General features: G+C 55.6%; 14 protein-coding genes. 11 read left to right on the forward strand and 3 right to left on the reverse strand.

Translation table 11 applies throughout. The annotated features are described in order from the left end of the window. From Q0X28_RS07970 to Q0X28_RS08000, 7 genes are all read left to right on the forward strand, one after another. Nucleotides 1-4,944 carry a phage tail tape measure protein gene (locus tag Q0X28_RS07970; protein WP_298577486.1) on the forward strand — a complete coding sequence of 1,648 codons (4,944 nt, stop codon included), beginning with the start codon at nt 1-3 and terminating at the stop codon, nt 4,942-4,944. Continuing rightward, nucleotides 4,941-6,152 (forward strand): hypothetical protein, encoded by a 1,212-nt coding sequence (locus tag Q0X28_RS07975; RefSeq protein ID WP_298577488.1) that lies wholly within the window; start codon nt 4,941-4,943, stop codon nt 6,150-6,152. Before Q0X28_RS07970 ends, Q0X28_RS07975 begins: the two co-directional genes overlap by 4 nt. Further along, nucleotides 6,145-7,761, forward strand: a complete 1,617-nt coding sequence (locus Q0X28_RS07980) for a hypothetical protein (RefSeq protein WP_298577491.1) — start codon at nt 6,145-6,147, stop codon at nt 7,759-7,761. The genes Q0X28_RS07975 and Q0X28_RS07980 overlap by 8 nt, the downstream gene beginning before the upstream one ends. Nucleotides 7,762-7,841: 80 nt before the next feature. Then, nucleotides 7,842-7,964: a hypothetical protein gene (locus Q0X28_RS07985; protein ID WP_298577493.1), complete on the forward strand. Its 123-nt coding sequence runs from the start codon at nt 7,842-7,844 to the stop codon at nt 7,962-7,964. Further along, nucleotides 7,957-8,793, forward strand: a complete 837-nt coding sequence (locus Q0X28_RS07990) for a hypothetical protein (RefSeq protein ID WP_298577497.1) — start codon at nt 7,957-7,959, stop codon at nt 8,791-8,793. Before Q0X28_RS07985 ends, Q0X28_RS07990 begins: the two co-directional genes overlap by 8 nt. Further along, a complete protein-coding gene (locus tag Q0X28_RS07995) occupies nt 8,790-10,016 on the forward strand; it encodes a hypothetical protein (protein ID WP_298577499.1) in 1,227 nt (408 codons plus the stop codon). The genes Q0X28_RS07990 and Q0X28_RS07995 overlap by 4 nt, the downstream gene beginning before the upstream one ends. Before the next feature lie 142 nt (nt 10,017-10,158). Continuing rightward, on the forward strand, nt 10,159-10,989 hold the full coding sequence (locus Q0X28_RS08000) for a glycoside hydrolase family 25 protein (RefSeq protein ID WP_298577501.1): 831 nt from the start codon (nt 10,159-10,161) through the stop codon (nt 10,987-10,989). Between the two features lie 41 nt (nt 10,990-11,030). Here Q0X28_RS08000 and Q0X28_RS08005 read toward each other — a convergent pair whose 3' ends face one another. From Q0X28_RS08005 to Q0X28_RS08015, 3 genes are all read right to left on the reverse strand, one after another. Then, nucleotides 11,031-11,327 (reverse strand): hypothetical protein, encoded by a 297-nt coding sequence (locus Q0X28_RS08005; protein WP_298577503.1) that lies wholly within the window; start codon nt 11,325-11,327, stop codon nt 11,031-11,033. A gap of 135 nt (nt 11,328-11,462) precedes the next feature. After that, nucleotides 11,463-11,882 (reverse strand): hypothetical protein, encoded by a 420-nt coding sequence (locus Q0X28_RS08010; protein WP_298577505.1) that lies wholly within the window; start codon nt 11,880-11,882, stop codon nt 11,463-11,465. Nucleotides 11,883-11,942: 60 nt separating this feature from the next. Beyond that, nucleotides 11,943-12,257 carry a hypothetical protein gene (locus Q0X28_RS08015; RefSeq protein ID WP_298577507.1) on the reverse strand — a complete coding sequence of 105 codons (315 nt, stop codon included), beginning with the start codon at nt 12,255-12,257 and terminating at the stop codon, nt 11,943-11,945. A 151-nt stretch (nt 12,258-12,408) separates the two neighbouring features. On the opposite strand from Q0X28_RS08015, the gene Q0X28_RS08020 reads away from it, so the two are divergent. From Q0X28_RS08020 to Q0X28_RS08035, 4 genes are read left to right on the forward strand one after another with little or no spacing between them, the layout of a single operon-like run. After that, the gene (locus tag Q0X28_RS08020) at nt 12,409-13,128 is read left to right on the forward strand and encodes a cutinase family protein (RefSeq protein WP_298577508.1); all 720 of its coding nucleotides are present in this window, start codon (nt 12,409-12,411) and stop codon (nt 13,126-13,128) included. A 51-nt stretch (nt 13,129-13,179) separates the two neighbouring features. Further along, nucleotides 13,180-13,461 (forward strand): hypothetical protein, encoded by a 282-nt coding sequence (locus Q0X28_RS08025; protein ID WP_298577509.1) that lies wholly within the window; start codon nt 13,180-13,182, stop codon nt 13,459-13,461. A gap of 15 nt (nt 13,462-13,476) precedes the next feature. Then, on the forward strand, nt 13,477-13,839 hold the full coding sequence (locus Q0X28_RS08030) for a hypothetical protein (protein ID WP_298577510.1): 363 nt from the start codon (nt 13,477-13,479) through the stop codon (nt 13,837-13,839). Nucleotides 13,840-13,853: 14 nt separating this feature from the next. After that, nucleotides 13,854-14,198 (forward strand): hypothetical protein, encoded by a 345-nt coding sequence (locus Q0X28_RS08035; protein ID WP_298577511.1) that lies wholly within the window; start codon nt 13,854-13,856, stop codon nt 14,196-14,198. The last annotated feature ends 256 nt before the right edge of the window (nt 14,199-14,454 follow it).

Raw genomic sequence — 14,454 nt, forward strand, 5'->3', positions numbered from 1 at the left:
ATGCAAAATGGCATTTATGTGCCGGTTCTAGCCTCAGTCAGGGGACTCGTTACACAGGTTAAGCGGGAGGCGGAGAAGGCCGGCCAGGCGGGCGGTAAGGCCATGGCAGCAAAGTTTGGTGCTGCTGGTCGTGCCGCGGGTGAAGCTGCCGCGGCTGGCATCTCCGCTTCCTCACGGAAGATTGAGCGGGCGGCTAAGGCGGCTGCCGATGCGCGCGATCGTCAGGCTAAGGCGGCGGGTAATGTTCGTCTTGCTGAAGCGAAGCTGAAGAAGGTTCTGGACGATTCTTCTTCTACTACTGTGCAGCGTGTGCGGGCTGAGGAGCGTTTGGCTGCTGCGAAGAGGCGGGCTGCTGATACTTCTGAGGATCTTAAACGGCGTGAGGCCGATCTCGCTTCTGTGCGTGCTGGTGGGGAGCGTACCGCTAACGCTGTTATCGTTGCTGACGCTCGTGTTGCTAACGCAAGGTCGGCTGCTGCTAACGCCGCCGGGCAGGTGCGTATTGCTGAGACGCAGTTAGCGGAGGCTAAGCGTGCGTCTATGCGTGCTTCTAACCAGGTTACGCGTGTTGAAGGACTGTTGAAGGCTGCCCGCGCTGACGGCAAAACAGGTATTGTCGCCAAACTTGAGCGTGATCTTACGTCGGCGCGCAACCAGTCGGCCAAGGCTACTGAACGGTCTGTTAAGGCCGCTAATGATCTCGCTATTGCCCGCGCAAGGGTAAAAACTGCCGATATTAACGCGGAGGTGGCGGAGGGGGCACATGGGGCTGCTCTAGCCGCGTCGGGGGCTGCCGCCGGTAAGGCCGCGCAGAAGAATGCTGTATTCGGTAAGAGTCTTAAGGGGGTTGCGGCGTCGGCTGCTCTGACTGCCCGGTCTCTGGCGGGTGGTCTCGGTTTTGCCGGTGTGGGTATGGCGCTTAAAGGTGTCGTGCAGGCCGGTATGGAGTTTGAGACGAATCTTAATACTATGCAGGCGGTATCGGGGGCTACTGCGTCACAGATGCGGAACGTGAAACAGGCCGCCCGTGAACTCGGTACTGATTCGTCGTTTGTTTCCACCTCTGCTGCCGATGCTGCTCTGGCCATGACTGAGTTAGCTAAAGCTGGCATGAATGCTGATCAGTCGATGGCTGCCGCCCGTGGCACGTTGCAGCTGGCGGAGGCCGCCCAGATTTCCGGTGCTGAGGCCGCAACGATTCAGGCTAACGCTCTTAACGCATTCGGCTTGGAAGCGTCACAGGCCGGCTATGTCTCCGATGTCCTGGCGAATGCCGCTAATAAGTCGTCTGCGGAGATGAAGGACATTGCCGACGGTATGCAGCAGACCGCAGCTGTCGCGAGAAGCTACGGCGTTAGCATCGATGATACGGCTGCTGCTCTGGCTGTTCTCGCCAATAATGGTATTAAGGGCAGTGACGCCGGTACGCTCATGAAGCGTACATTGCAGCAGTTAGCGAACCCTTCTAAGCAAGTGCAGGGTGCGCTGAAAGAGCTTGGTGTTGAAGCTTTCGACGCTCAGGGCAACTTTAAGGGCATGGCCTATGTGATGGGGGCTTTGCAGGACGCTTCCAAGAGTATGAGCCGTGAAGCCTATGTAACGGCAACGAATGTGGCGTTCGGTTCTGACGCTGCCCGTTTCGCCGGTATCGCCGCGAAGGAGGGCGCCGAGGGCTTTATTACGATGCAGAAGGGCATCAATCAGGCTGGCGCTGCCGCTAAGCTTGCGAAGTCGCGTGCTAAGGGTCTTCCTGGCGCATGGTCGCAGGTGAAGAACGCTGTCGAGGACTTTGGTCTTGTGGTCTATGATGCGGTGGATAAGCCGCTCACCTATGCGGCTAAGGCCGCTACATGGGTGGTTGAGAAGGTTACTGTGGGGCTCGCTTCCCTGCGTAACCCTGTAGATACGTTTAATAAATCGTCTGCCGGCATGAAGGCTGCCCTCATCGGCCTGTCTGCTGTTGCTATCCCGATTTTCACGAAGCTCACGCTCAAGGCTACCTGGTGGGGTCTAAAGACGTTTGCTGCTGGTGCGAAGGCTGCTGCTGGCTGGGTTGCCGCCAAGGGCGCTGCGATTAAGTCTGCTGCTGTGCAGATAGCACAGTTTGGGCGTGTTGTGAAAATGGCGGCATGGGCTACCCTGCAAATTATTAAGCGCATGACAGTGTGGGCTGTTCAGTCGCTAGTCCAAGGGGCGCGTGTGGCCGCCGGCTGGGTACTCGCTATGGGGCCTGTAGGCTGGGTTATCGCCACGTTAACCGCCGTCGGCGCGGCTATCGCCATCCTGTGGAATAAATCTGATGCGTTCCGTAACTTCTTCATCAACATGTGGGGCCATATCAAGATGGCTGCCGGAGGTGCCGCCGACTGGATCACCAAAAAGTGGGGCATGTTGGGCGACTGGTGGGACGGCTTCACTGCCCGCATCAGTGATGGGTGGAGCGCTGCCGGGGACTTCTTCAAGAAGATTTATAATGCGTCGTTCGGCAAAGTGTTTGACAAGATGGGAAGCTCCATTGATGGCCTCAAAGGACTGTTCAACAACTTTGGGTCTGCCGCACGCGCCGCTTTCTCCGGCCTAGCCGATCTGATTAAGGCGCCGCTGCACGCTCTGGGCAGGTTCATGACGACACTACCCGGCAAGATTATGGGCGTGTCGATCCCTTTTATTAGCGGTCTGCATAATTGGGGCGCACAGTTGCAGGGGCTACGTGCTGGCGGCGCTGTACGGCAGCGTGACGGTAAGCTACACGGCCCCGGGACTGGCACCAGTGACTCCATTGTTGGCGTTGATGAGTCCGGTATGCCGCTGGTGATGGTGTCTAACGGTGAGTCTGTGGTTAACGCTGAGGCTACCGCCGCTAATTGGCCGTGGATTAAGGCAATGAACTCTGGGTTACAGCTTCCACGCCTTGCTGAGGGCGGGATGGTAGCCAAACGTACCGGCAAGGAGCTACGGGATTTCGTAGACGGTAGCGAGGGTAAGCCTTTGCAGGGTGACCCGTACGTGTATGGGGGTAAGGAGTGGGGCGACTGCTCTGGAGCTATGGGCGCTGTAGCAGCCTACGCTGTTGGCCTCCCCCCGTTCGCCCAACGCTACTTCTCTACGTCAACAATGGGTGCGTGGCTATCCGGGCACGGTTTTACCCTTGGTAAGGGTGGCGACGGGACTCTCCGTTTCGGATGGTATGGGCACGGCGCTAACGGGCATACTGCTGGTACGTTGCCGGATGGTACGAATATTGAGATGGGTGGTTCTGACCCGTCGATGGGTAAGGTCGGTGGTAATGCTGCCGGCTGGAACCTGCCGGGCGCTGATCAGTTCGCCTTCATCCAGCCTAAACCGTCCGCGTTGGCTTCTACTCGGCAGCCGGGTGTTGATGAGTTCGCTTCAAGTGCCTCGAACGCTGGTTCTGTCGATGGGGATATGCCGGAGGCGTCGGCCAGCCCCTCGCCGTCCGGTGCTGATTCTGGTAGCGCTACATGGGGCGACATGATCGGCAACGTTGCCGCTACCGCTACAAGCTCGTTCCTTTCCGGGCAAATCAACTCTGCTCTGCAAGTGTGGGGGCTGCCTACCGAAGTCCCCGCCTGGGTGAGCGGCACGAGAAAGATCTTCGAGGATGCTACCGGCATTGATCTTTCCCCCGCCGGGCTGATGAAGTATGGGCTGAAACCGTCTAAGGAGAATATCGCCGACAGGGCGGCCGCTGCTGAGGGCGGCACATCGTCCGGTGAGAAGATCAAATCTCCTACTGAGAACCAGAAGTATCGTGCTGCTCTTGTTCAAGAAGCTGGTACCCCTTATGACCCTGCCGGTGGTGCTGGGCAATGGAAGGCGCTTGTTGAGAAAGCCCACCTGTATCTTGGTCTCGCAGGTAATACTGTTCCGGATACTGTCGCCTATATTGGGCGGGTTTCTGGAGGCGACCCGAAGTTCCAGCAGGAACGCGGCGGGTGGAAAGTACCTCCGAGAGCGAAAAAGTCCGGTAAGGGCATGACAAAGGGCACCGCATGGGCCGACAACAAGAGCGTGTTCATGGGGTTGGGGGGGCTGACTAGGTCAGCGTTCAACTCTCAGAATGATACAAAACTGCCAGATGACCCGTTCGACCCTGCTTCTTCTGTAGTCGCTATGCTGCGGTTCGCCGGGGCTAAAACTGCGACTACTCTAGCTGACTGGCTGAACGCGAGCCGAGACCAGCAAGTGCAGTACATGTCTAAAGGCGGCGTGGTGAAAGGCAAGCCGGGCAAAGATAAAAACCCGGCTATGTTGACTGCTGGCGAGCTTGTTATTCCGAAGGAGCAGGCGGCCGATATTGCTAAGGCTCTCGGCAACTCGTCTGGATCTAATCTTGCCCGTAGTGCTGCTACGTCTCTTACTGAGGTTCCGCTCCAGGCGTACGACAATGTTGTTCCGGAAGCTATGGCGACTGCTGCATCTTCCGCGACTTCCGCCGGCTTTGATCTTGCGAGTACGGGTGTAAAAACTGCTGGTAATGCGCTTGGCACCGCGGCAAGTTTCATCCCCTATATCGGCGGTGTGGCAAGTGGGGCTATTAACACTGGCACTACTGCATTGTCTGCCGGTATCGATATTGCGAAGGAGCCAGCGTCTCAGCTTGCCGGTATGGCGGCGGAGCAGGTCGGTTTAGCTGGCGGGCGGATGCTGCGCGCCGGGCGCGATACCGCTGTTGGGTTTATCCCAGATATGGGCATACCAGGGTTTAATACTCCGCAGCTCGATACTGCCGGCATGGATAAGGCCTTTGGCGGTTCTGGCGTGTACGGAAATGGTGTGGGGCAGCCTATCGCCTCCTATCAGGGGAACGGCAGTGGCCGTGCTGTCACTATCAATCTCTACCCGCAATCAATGTCTGAGGCTAAACAGATGTTCAGCACGTTTATGGCGCAGGAAAAAACTAGCGTGGGAGTTTTCGCATGAGTGATCCAGTAGCTAATCAGGAGTTCCTGAAGCGGTTTAACGTCACTATTACAGGCTGCGACGGCAGTCTATGGCATGTCAGTGGTGATAAGGCCGGTAGTGAAGGGGTGCTGCTCTGTAAGGAGTTCAGCGGCGTTTACGATGCTCCTGTGACGACGATTCGGCAGACGACAGCCCGTGGTATTGGGGCACAGTATCTTGACCATAAGTTTGAGCCTCGAACACTTGTTCTAAAGTTTGATGTCAAGGGCGGTAACCGTGATCGGTGGGTAGAGATTGATTCTGCATTCCGCCAAGCCTGGGATTATAGCCGTAGTACCCGTATTACGTTCAATGATAAGGTGGCGGGCACTACACGCTACCTGGATGTGATGCTTTCCGAAGCCCCCTCTGATGATATTGATCAGAACACGTTCCTGATTGGTTTCTCCACTGTGGGCATTACGTGTATTGCTGATAACCCGATGTGGCTGGAGGAGGATATTGCGGAGTCGTTCATTTTCGACGGTCTGCACTATAAGCATGAGATGACGGTGGAGAACCCGTCAGATCAGCCAATGTTCCTCTACTGGGTTGTGAAGTCTCCGCTGAGTGTGATTCTTCCCGATTGGGACGTGGAGGCTATACGAAAAGCTAAAGGCTTCGAGCTTGATAGCGTCCTCGACTACCGCTTTGTGGTACTCCCGCACGCCGGTCCCGGGATGAACTTTATTGTCGATACACAGCCGGACGCACGCCAGATTATTGCTCCTGGCTTCCCCTCGTTTTGGGCACAGATGCGGGGACAGTATTTTGAGCATGTTATCCCCCCGTATACTCCGCCTACAAAGCTGCCGGTGTACGTGAATCCGCTGCCATGGTTGCAGACGTTGTTTAAGACTCTCGACCTGCCGATGAACGCCCCGGTTCCGTTTTATCTTGCGGTGGCTGAGGCCCTCCAAGGGACGATAGGGCAAATCCCGCAAAGCGAATTACTGACCCACGATTTCGAGTGGCTGGCAGGAAAAATCGATGAGGCCATTACTAGCGTTAACTCACAGTTTGACGAGTTTCTGACACCTGCTATCCGCTCCCGCTTTAAGGTGTCGTCGATAGCGTCACTTCTCAATGATGCGTACACGGTGATCGGTAATCTGCCTGGTGGTGGTGTGGAGTGCCGGCAGATTAGACGCTGGTCACGTCCGTGGGGGTTAAGCCGTAATGACTGAGTTTCAGGATATTAAGGACGCTGCTGTAGCTGAGATGGAGTCCTATCGTGCTCGCCGCCAGAAGCCCAAGGTGTATATCTATGACGGTAACGGCATGTTGATGGGGCTAGGTAACGGGTACATCGAGGCTGATTTTGGGGAAAACGAGATAGAACCGTATGAGGGTAAACTTGTCCTTCCCGGTACTCACTATCTGGCTGGTTGGCTTCTGGACAATCGGAAAACACCGAAGAATGTGTTGGTAAGGGCGGAGAACTGTGGGCACCGTTTCACTGGTTTAGCGTCGAGTATTGTGGGTGAGGGGGCGGACGGTGGCTCAACCATCACGCTTACTATCCCGGATGATAAGAACCTGCTGAACGGTGTCATTATCCGGTCTAATCCTTTCCTTCCTGCGTCGGTGCAGTTCCCTAAGTATTTTTCCCTTATCGGCCCTTCGCGCTACATGCTGAAACTTGCCTTATTCCTTAACATTGCGCGTCAAGAAATGAATCTGTGGACGATCCCGGATGACCCACTCGACCCGAGAACCTGGTTGGATGGTGTGCAACCGTGGGACTGGCAGTACATGGTGATCCCCTCGTCTCTGGTGTTGGATAACACGCGCCCGTGCGTGATCACCTCACGGTGGAAAACCTGGTCTGAAATGGCTACCCCAATCATGGTGGATAAGAAGCTGAGGCTTACTTACCGGAGGTGGTTTCAGGGCGACCCTGCGCCGTATCCTGGCTGCCTGGTAGCGCGTGAGGGGCAGTGTTTTTTCGATATTGTGGAGACCGACACAATCGAGGGGCAAACCTCCATTAATGGCGGTATTGCGCAGGGGCTTATCCGTGAAGCGGTAGCGGTAGCAGACAATTTCGTTGACGAAGTGTTCTCAGATGTAACGGATTCGTCGGAGCCTATCGAGTCTCGCCTGCCTGGTGCGTGGGGGCTGGTCGGCCGCCACGCGCCGTGGGTAAATTTCCGTGCGTGCCATCTGGAGAAGTACAGCTACACGGTGAAGCCCGGTACTGCTGTGTCGGTTTCCACCGGCGGTAAGTCCATGCCTGGCGTGAACGAGGCCATCGGTGCGTTTATCAAGATGGGCTTCAATGTGGCGGGCTCGATCTTCTTTATGCCCACACTGGGTGACACCGTCGACGATATGGTGAAGAACTTCTACTCTGATATTTTCCTTGCCTTCGACAACATCAAGTCTCCTTTCCGCACGAAACAGCTGGGGTGGATCCATAACGAGGAACTGTTTGTCTCAACGGATCAGGCGAATACTCTAGGTGCTCTTGACGCTATCCGGCAGGGGTTCTGGGACTCCCGTAGCACGGAGACGATTACGTGCGATATTCGTGATGGTGCGCCGTATCTGGTAGGCGGTGAAGGTTGGGGCGATCTCGCGCTGGGTGACCGGGTGGGGGTGCAGATTGAACAGTGGATGACTCATAGCATTGTGCAGAGGGTTACTTCTGTGAGTTGGTCTGATAGTAGAGAAAACGGGCTGAGATGGTCTGTAACGGTCGGTAATCCTAATGCCGACGTTTCCCCCATTAGGCAGCTGCAACAACGTGTAGCGCGCGTTGGTGAGGCGATTAAGGCGATTGGAATCGGCTAATGGAACTGGATAGAGAGACTGTTGTTAAGCGGGTTACGCAGGCTGTGGCCTGCCCTGCGATAGATGGAGAGATTATTATCATGCCCCCAGAAACAGCTATGGCGTTAGCGTCTCATATAGCCCAGGTTGTTCTCGGCGAGAAGGAGTATATCCCGCCTAGCGATGACTACCCGATCGGCGGATGGGGAGAGACTAATGCCTAACGAGTTCGAGCCACAGTATGGGACGTTCCCGAAAACAGAGTTGACGGTGTACCCGTCTAATGGCGGTGTCCCCGGGCTGAAGCGCTTACAGTCGTTTAAAGATGTTGATCTGCCGAAGAATCTTCTGGGACGGCTGCATAGTGAGACGAAGCCCTTTAGCGACTGGATGGGAAGCATCAACACACGTTTGGATGAGGCGCAGAAGAAGGTGGACAAGGCCATTGCTGACCTTGGCGATGGCTACGATCCAGGAGAGCTGACCGCCTATGTTGATGCCGAGATCAGCAAGGTTAGTGCGCTGGTGTCCAAGAACGCGGCGGATATTGCGGGTCTAGCTGTCGCCTCCACGGATGAGATCGTCAAGATTGTTACTGACGGCATGAACTCTGTTTTACAGGGGGCTGCTGGCGCTGCCGGGCAGGTGGCGGATGCGTTCGCAACAGCGTTTAACCGCATGGTGAACGTGCTGACGGGCAAGAACCTCGGCTACTGGGACGCCGAGGTTTATGTAGCGTCCGGTAACGTCTACAACGGTGCGAACGATACCCCGCTGGGTATCTATAAAGGCTTCAACGGGAAAATTAGTACTCTCGTGGCACGGGTCGTTTCGGCTACCCAATTGGGTAATGATCCGGCGGCTCTGACGGTGAATATCCTAGTCAATGGCCATGTGAAAGGCTCCGTGAGTCTTACAGGTACAGCATTGAAAGTTGTTTCGAAAGAGCTGAATATTCGCATGGACGCGGGCGACATTATTACGTTCACAACATCGGGGGTCACAGGGGAGTATATCGGCCTATCAGTATCTATAGCAGGTGTATATCTATGAGCTACCATACGCGTGCGGTCGTCCGTGACGGGCAACAGATGGTTGATGGCATCCCGAAAGCTTTTCTCCGGGTCGCCGAAATGGCGGACTGGGTGCACCCCAATGGCGGTGTAATCAGTGCTCCAAAAGAGTATTTCTCTGGGCGACGGCACCAGTTTTCATTCTGGGCGACGGAGGGCGCTGTTTTCACTATTGGGCAGGAGGGGAAGGTGAATTTCACCCAAATTACTATTAATGATGGGGTGCTGAGGTTTAGATGTAAGAGTAGTAAGCACGATCGTGATTACTCGGAGCATTTGCCGCCTGGCGATGGTATAACGGGCGGCGCGCCACTGTACGGGGTTTTCGTAGCCGTCTATGACAACTTGTCAGGATACGCAGTCAGATGTCGCGTAAACAATGAACTTATTTTTGATAACAAATACGGTTCTGCGATCATCCCCGATCGTATTTTTATTAATGGGGAGATTTGTTCTTACAACGAAAAAGTTTTTATGCCCCGTGTTTTCTGTAACGGTAATCTGGGTAACAACTACTATCCCCAGGTAGATTCTGATAACGCCCGTGTCCGGTCGGCTCTCGATTATGGCGAGGTGTGGGAGGAATGGAGTGTCGAGAATAGGCCGCCATACCTCGGCGCTACTAATCCCTCGGCGTTCGGTCTTGTCGAATCCAGCAGTCGGTCACCAAGGCTTACACATAATGGAAACGTGTTTACGTGGAGTTGGCCGGATGGCGCGAGGTCTGTTCATCTGTGGATTGGGCGATCTGGCGGCGGTGGTAAAGGCGGAAAAATGATTACAGACATGGGGTATGCGGATGACGGTGAGCGAGGCCCGCTCAAAAAATACAAGATCGTTGAGGACCGCTTAACTCTGCATATTTTTGAAGGGGGTGAGGGTGGGGCTAAGTTTCGGAAAACCGAACCGGGACCAGGCGTCGATACCTACGTTGATGAGATCCCAGGTGCTACTACGGCAGAGGGGGCCGTGTACGGGTGGGTAACAGCTCTCCAGCATACTGGGTGGGTGCACGGGAAGTTTGAGAAGGGCGCTGTCGGAATGCAGCACGGCCACTCACCGTATACCCTCGGAACAGGTATGCACGGAGGATGGCGCTACTGTGAGGGCGGCCGTCGTGGCACTAGCAGCTCAAAACTCTCAGAGGTTACGGCTGGTCACAGAGGCGCGCCGGGGCTAGCCCTATTCCACTACCAATACTAATCCCCCACCAAATGGGGGCTTTTTTATACCCAAAAGCAGGCTGCCTATTTGATGAAATCGGCGATTTTTATCAAATAGGGCTGCCTGTTGTGGGGTCTATTTGATGAAAACAGCGGATTTCATAAATAAGCGAGGATAAATCATGACATTCTACGGAATCGACATATCCGAATGGCAGAACGGCCTAAGCCTCAAGAAAGCTGAGGCAGATGGCATGAGCTTTGTCATCATTCGCACAGGAGATGGCACGTACCGCGATCGATGTTTCCACAGCCATCTTGCCGATGCTGACGGTACCAGTATGAAAAAAGCGGTGTACCACTATATGCACAAGGACATTCGAGGGAGCATAGCTACCTGCCTGTCAATGCTAGGAGGGCGGAAAGACCTCCCGGTCTGGCTTGATTTTGAGGCACCGGGAGAACGATTCACGGCGGCTGACATTCGCCTCGCAAAGGATCTTCTGGCTGCTGCGGGGGTGCGCTGTGCGGGCATCTACTCCTATGTGCCGTTTTGGGAGGGGCTCGGTGATCCGGCGTTGCCGCCTGGGCTGTTTGTGTGGGTGGCTGCCTACCCCATTAATGCCCCGTCTGCCCCGGCGCGCCGGTACGCAAGCCTCGGCGGCCGGGAGCATCGGCAGTGGCAGCATCCATTGAGTAACAAAAAACCGGTAATGTGGCAGTTCACGTCGGCTGGGTGTGTAGCGGGCTTCCAGCTTGACTGCAACGCTTTTGAGGGTACCCGCGCTGAGCTGGAGGCATTGTTTTCACATGGAGGTAAGAAAATGGCCGCACCTAAACATCTATCGCCGGATTACCAGCGGCTGACTTTTGAGCAGTTGGCGGGGCCGGGGCGCACCCCACAAGGCAAACCTGATTTCAAGGGGTGGACACAGCTGGGCGGTCACACTGTCGTCGATGCGTTGGCGGTGATCGGGCAGACGTTGGGTATCCCCGGTTTCGGGCTTAAATAGGGGAGTGCCCCCACCATGGTCGGTGAGGGCATCCAAGCTATCTAGCAATACCCAAGAATGTCGTCGTAGTCGTCATCGTCGAGCTCGTAGTCTTCAAAGTAGCCGTAGTTTTGGGCGTCTTTTTTGTCCTTGAGATCGTCAATGAGGCTGCTTGCTGCTTTGACGGTGAGGCGGCGGACGGCCTTGGTGATGGTTTCGCAGGAGTCGTAAGTCCAGGTGGCGTTGCAGTTGATTTTTGCGGCGCGGGCGAAGGCTTTTTCTACTGTGGTGTGGTCGAGTTGTTCTGCGAGGGAGGCAATGTAGCTTGCTTGCGCGGCGGTTGCTTTTTTGGTGGCCATTTTCGGATTTCCTTTCCGATTGTGCGGCTTGTGCCGTCTTTCTTTTTCCTTATGCCTATAACTATACACGCCGCAATTACGGCGCGCAAGTTATTTTAGAAGAAAAATAAGTGTGAACTACACCACAAACTAGCGTCACTCTTCGACTGGATAATACTCATACTCCACCTCGTAGCCATCTAAAATCAGCGCCGAGATGATGCGATTCAACCGAGCCATATACCGCTCGTAGGGAATAGCATTACGACCCTCCGCGCGGTAGTAGTAATGACTATTGAGATACCGGGGAATGCTAATAGCGTCCGGATCGCGAACTACCCCCATCTTCTCATTGCTCTCATCGATTACATCTTCGATGCCGTCCAAAACTTCCTCTACATAGCGCGTATCGTCCGCAACGATATTGCGTAGGTAGTCCATGATCTCTGGGCGCGGCTCGTACTCTGTTTCGTAGCGTTGTGTAGTGCGCAGTCCGACGCCGAATTTATCGGCGATGTGCTGTGATGTGAGTCCGCTGAGTTGTTTCAGCGCGCGAAATTCCGCATTGATGTTCATATTGACCTTCTCTAGGTGGTAGGGAGATACCCCGCATAGTCGCGGGGTATCCCTGATCGTCTAGTTTTCCGGGGCGAGAACTCGGGGCACGCCGTTGAAGTCACATTCCCTGTAAAGGGATTCCATGAGCGCGGGGCGGATGGCTGCGGGGATATTGTGCGCGAACTCTGCGAGAGTGCATTCCTGCGGGTTCCATGGGCTCACAAAGATGTGGTCGCGATAGCAGGCGTGCCGGGCTTTACCGATGTAATCCTGCGTGACATAGCCGGGGAGGCCGTTGGCAGCGTAGACCAGGGTGCGCGCCCAGACTTGGTCTTTGGCGGGGAGGGTGTGGAGCTTTTCGTTTCCGTACTCTGCGTCGATGTAGGTGGTCATTTCGGATCCTTTCCGATTGTGCGGCTTGTGCCGTCTTTCTTTCTTATATCTATTACTATACACGCCGTAATTGCGGCGCGCAAGGTTTTTGGAGAAGAAAAAAGAAAACCACCCCCATTCGGGGGGCTACCAACAGCACAGAGGAGAAAAAATGAAAACACGAGTCCTAGCCGTACCCGGAACCTGGGATAGTAAAAAAGGGATGCTCGCCGGTGTCACCCGCCGCCTAAACAAGCAAAAATACAGTGTGACCTGGATAGACTACCCGGCAACATTCGCCCTGCCTACCTCCTACGCTGAGTCAAAACGGCAGGCGATAGAAAAGCTCTCGGAGGAATGGGCGCGGGATACCAAAGCCCCGATCGTGCTTCTGGGGTACTCGCAGGGGGCAGAGGCGGCGGGGGATTTTGCGCTCACTGTGGCGGGGCATCCACGGCTCAAAGCTGTGGCGCTGGTAGCGGACCCGAGGCGCCCGTATGGTGTGCAGATCGGTTCTCAGCACCTCCACGGCCACGGCATTTGCGGTAAGCGGCATATCCCGCATAGTCGCGTGTTCCAGGCCGCTATCCCCGGCGATGTGGTCTGTGACGCTGCTAAAGGCTCACTGTGGCGTTTGACCGCTGACCTGACTCCTACGGCGTCTCTTGATGTTCCCCGCTGGGTGGTGTCGATGCTGAGAACGGTTCTACGGGCTGACATGCAGCTTTTGGAGGATATGGGGACTGTGGAGCGACTGTGGGGGGCGCTGTCTACGGTGCCTGAGCTGGCAGGCTATCTAGCTGGTCTCCACACGTCCTACGGGTGCCGCGAGTGCCCCGGTACGGGCCGTGACTATTTGTCTGAGCTAGCCTGTAGGCTCAACCAGCTATAGACGTACCCCCATCAATCCCGGTGGGGGTCTTTTCATGGAAAGGAAAATCGCATGGACATTACCGATGTTCTAGCCGACGTCAACGAACCAGAGGGTGGGGAGGGGGTAGCTTCTCTCGACCTCACCCTGGGAAAGGTAGAGCTTCCCGACGTTTCCACAGCTAGCGAGGTGATCCGGGGGTGCGAACTCTTCGCCCGTATCGCTGACGCTATCGGGGACTTCGCGGTGGCTTTCACTCCTACCGATGCTGGTAAAACGGCTGCACGCACCGCTATGGGTGTGATCGTTGGTCTGATTCGTATTCCGGTGCCCCGTAAGTATCGGGCTCGCTAAGAAAGGAAGAAACACATGGAGAAAATCAAGGAATTCTGTAAGAAGGTCTTTACCCCGGTTGTGCGTGAACGGCTCTACATTGTGGCCGCCGCACTCATGACCGTGCTCGTGTCGTTCGGCGTGCTCAACGACAGCCAGGCCGCGCTGTGGTCGTCTCTCGCCGTCGCTGTCATCGGTGCCGTGTTCGCTATCGTGAACGCTGAGACGAGCTGGCGGGTGGCGCTCTACACGGTTGCTGGTGCCGCCGCCGCCGTCTTCCAGGCCTACGGCATCCTCGGTGACGCTAATTGGGCTGCTATTACCGGTCTGGTGGCTGCTGTGCTGGGTGTTAGCACTGCCGCCGCTAAGGCGCCGACGACTGGGGCTGTATCGCAGTAGCAAGGGGGTAAAGCATGGATTGGAGTATCTACGCTATCCCCGTAGCTACTGTGCTAGGCGCGCTGATCGGCGGCCTCGTATCGCTGAGGATCAACGCTACTCAGGCGCAGCGTGGTGTGGTGGATGAGTTTTCCAAACTTTCCGCCGCCCAGGCTGCACAGATGGATAATTTGCACTCCGAGCTGGGCCACCTCCGGGAAAGGACGGCTCTGCTGGAAAATGAGGTGAGTTCATGGGAGCAGAAGTCGGTGAAGTGGGAGACGCGTTATCGTCGCGCCCGGAACTACATCGACAAAATTATTCTGTGGGAGCATGGGGGACGCATTGGCGATTTCCCGCCGGTTCCTGAGGATGTTTAGGCGATCCTAGAGGTGGGGGTGTCTGGTGTTTGTGCTGGGCACCCCCACTTTTTTCATGCGCTTCTTTGGCTACATTTTGGCTACATCTGGTGCATTTTAGAGCCTTTTTACGCCCCCTCGTGCCCCCTTGAGCACCTACTGTAGATATAGTAAATCCCCTGGTAAACCAGCTTTTATGCCGATCTACCAGGGGAATTGAAAAGTGCCCTCGGTGGGACTCGAACCCACATGTAAAACTCTTCTAACAGTATAAACG

The sequence above is a fragment of the uncultured Lawsonella sp. genome, from assembly GCF_947252745.1.
GTDB lineage: Bacteria > Actinomycetota > Actinomycetes > Mycobacteriales > Mycobacteriaceae > Lawsonella.

Bases quoted from the DNA above. Each gene is read 5' to 3' on its own strand.
- Q0X28_RS07970 (WP_298577486.1), top strand. From the start codon at position 1: ATGCAAAATGGCATTTATGTGCCGGTTCTAGCCTCAGTCAGGGGACTC.
- Q0X28_RS07975 (WP_298577488.1), top strand. From the start codon at position 4,941: ATGAGTGATCCAGTAGCTAATCAGGAGTTCCTGAAGCGGTTTAACGTC.
- Q0X28_RS07980 (WP_298577491.1), top strand. From the start codon at position 6,145: ATGACTGAGTTTCAGGATATTAAGGACGCTGCTGTAGCTGAGATGGAG.
- Q0X28_RS07985 (WP_298577493.1), top strand. From the start codon at position 7,842: ATGCCCCCAGAAACAGCTATGGCGTTAGCGTCTCATATAGCCCAGGTT.
- Q0X28_RS07990 (WP_298577497.1), top strand. From the start codon at position 7,957: ATGCCTAACGAGTTCGAGCCACAGTATGGGACGTTCCCGAAAACAGAG.
- Q0X28_RS07995 (WP_298577499.1), top strand. From the start codon at position 8,790: ATGAGCTACCATACGCGTGCGGTCGTCCGTGACGGGCAACAGATGGTT.
- Q0X28_RS08000 (WP_298577501.1), top strand. From the start codon at position 10,159: ATGACATTCTACGGAATCGACATATCCGAATGGCAGAACGGCCTAAGC.
- Q0X28_RS08005 (WP_298577503.1), bottom strand. From the start codon at position 11,327: ATGGCCACCAAAAAAGCAACCGCCGCGCAAGCAAGCTACATTGCCTCC.
- Q0X28_RS08010 (WP_298577505.1), bottom strand. From the start codon at position 11,882: ATGAACATCAATGCGGAATTTCGCGCGCTGAAACAACTCAGCGGACTC.
- Q0X28_RS08015 (WP_298577507.1), bottom strand. From the start codon at position 12,257: ATGACCACCTACATCGACGCAGAGTACGGAAACGAAAAGCTCCACACC.
- Q0X28_RS08020 (WP_298577508.1), top strand. From the start codon at position 12,409: ATGAAAACACGAGTCCTAGCCGTACCCGGAACCTGGGATAGTAAAAAA.
- Q0X28_RS08025 (WP_298577509.1), top strand. From the start codon at position 13,180: ATGGACATTACCGATGTTCTAGCCGACGTCAACGAACCAGAGGGTGGG.
- Q0X28_RS08030 (WP_298577510.1), top strand. From the start codon at position 13,477: ATGGAGAAAATCAAGGAATTCTGTAAGAAGGTCTTTACCCCGGTTGTG.
- Q0X28_RS08035 (WP_298577511.1), top strand. From the start codon at position 13,854: ATGGATTGGAGTATCTACGCTATCCCCGTAGCTACTGTGCTAGGCGCG.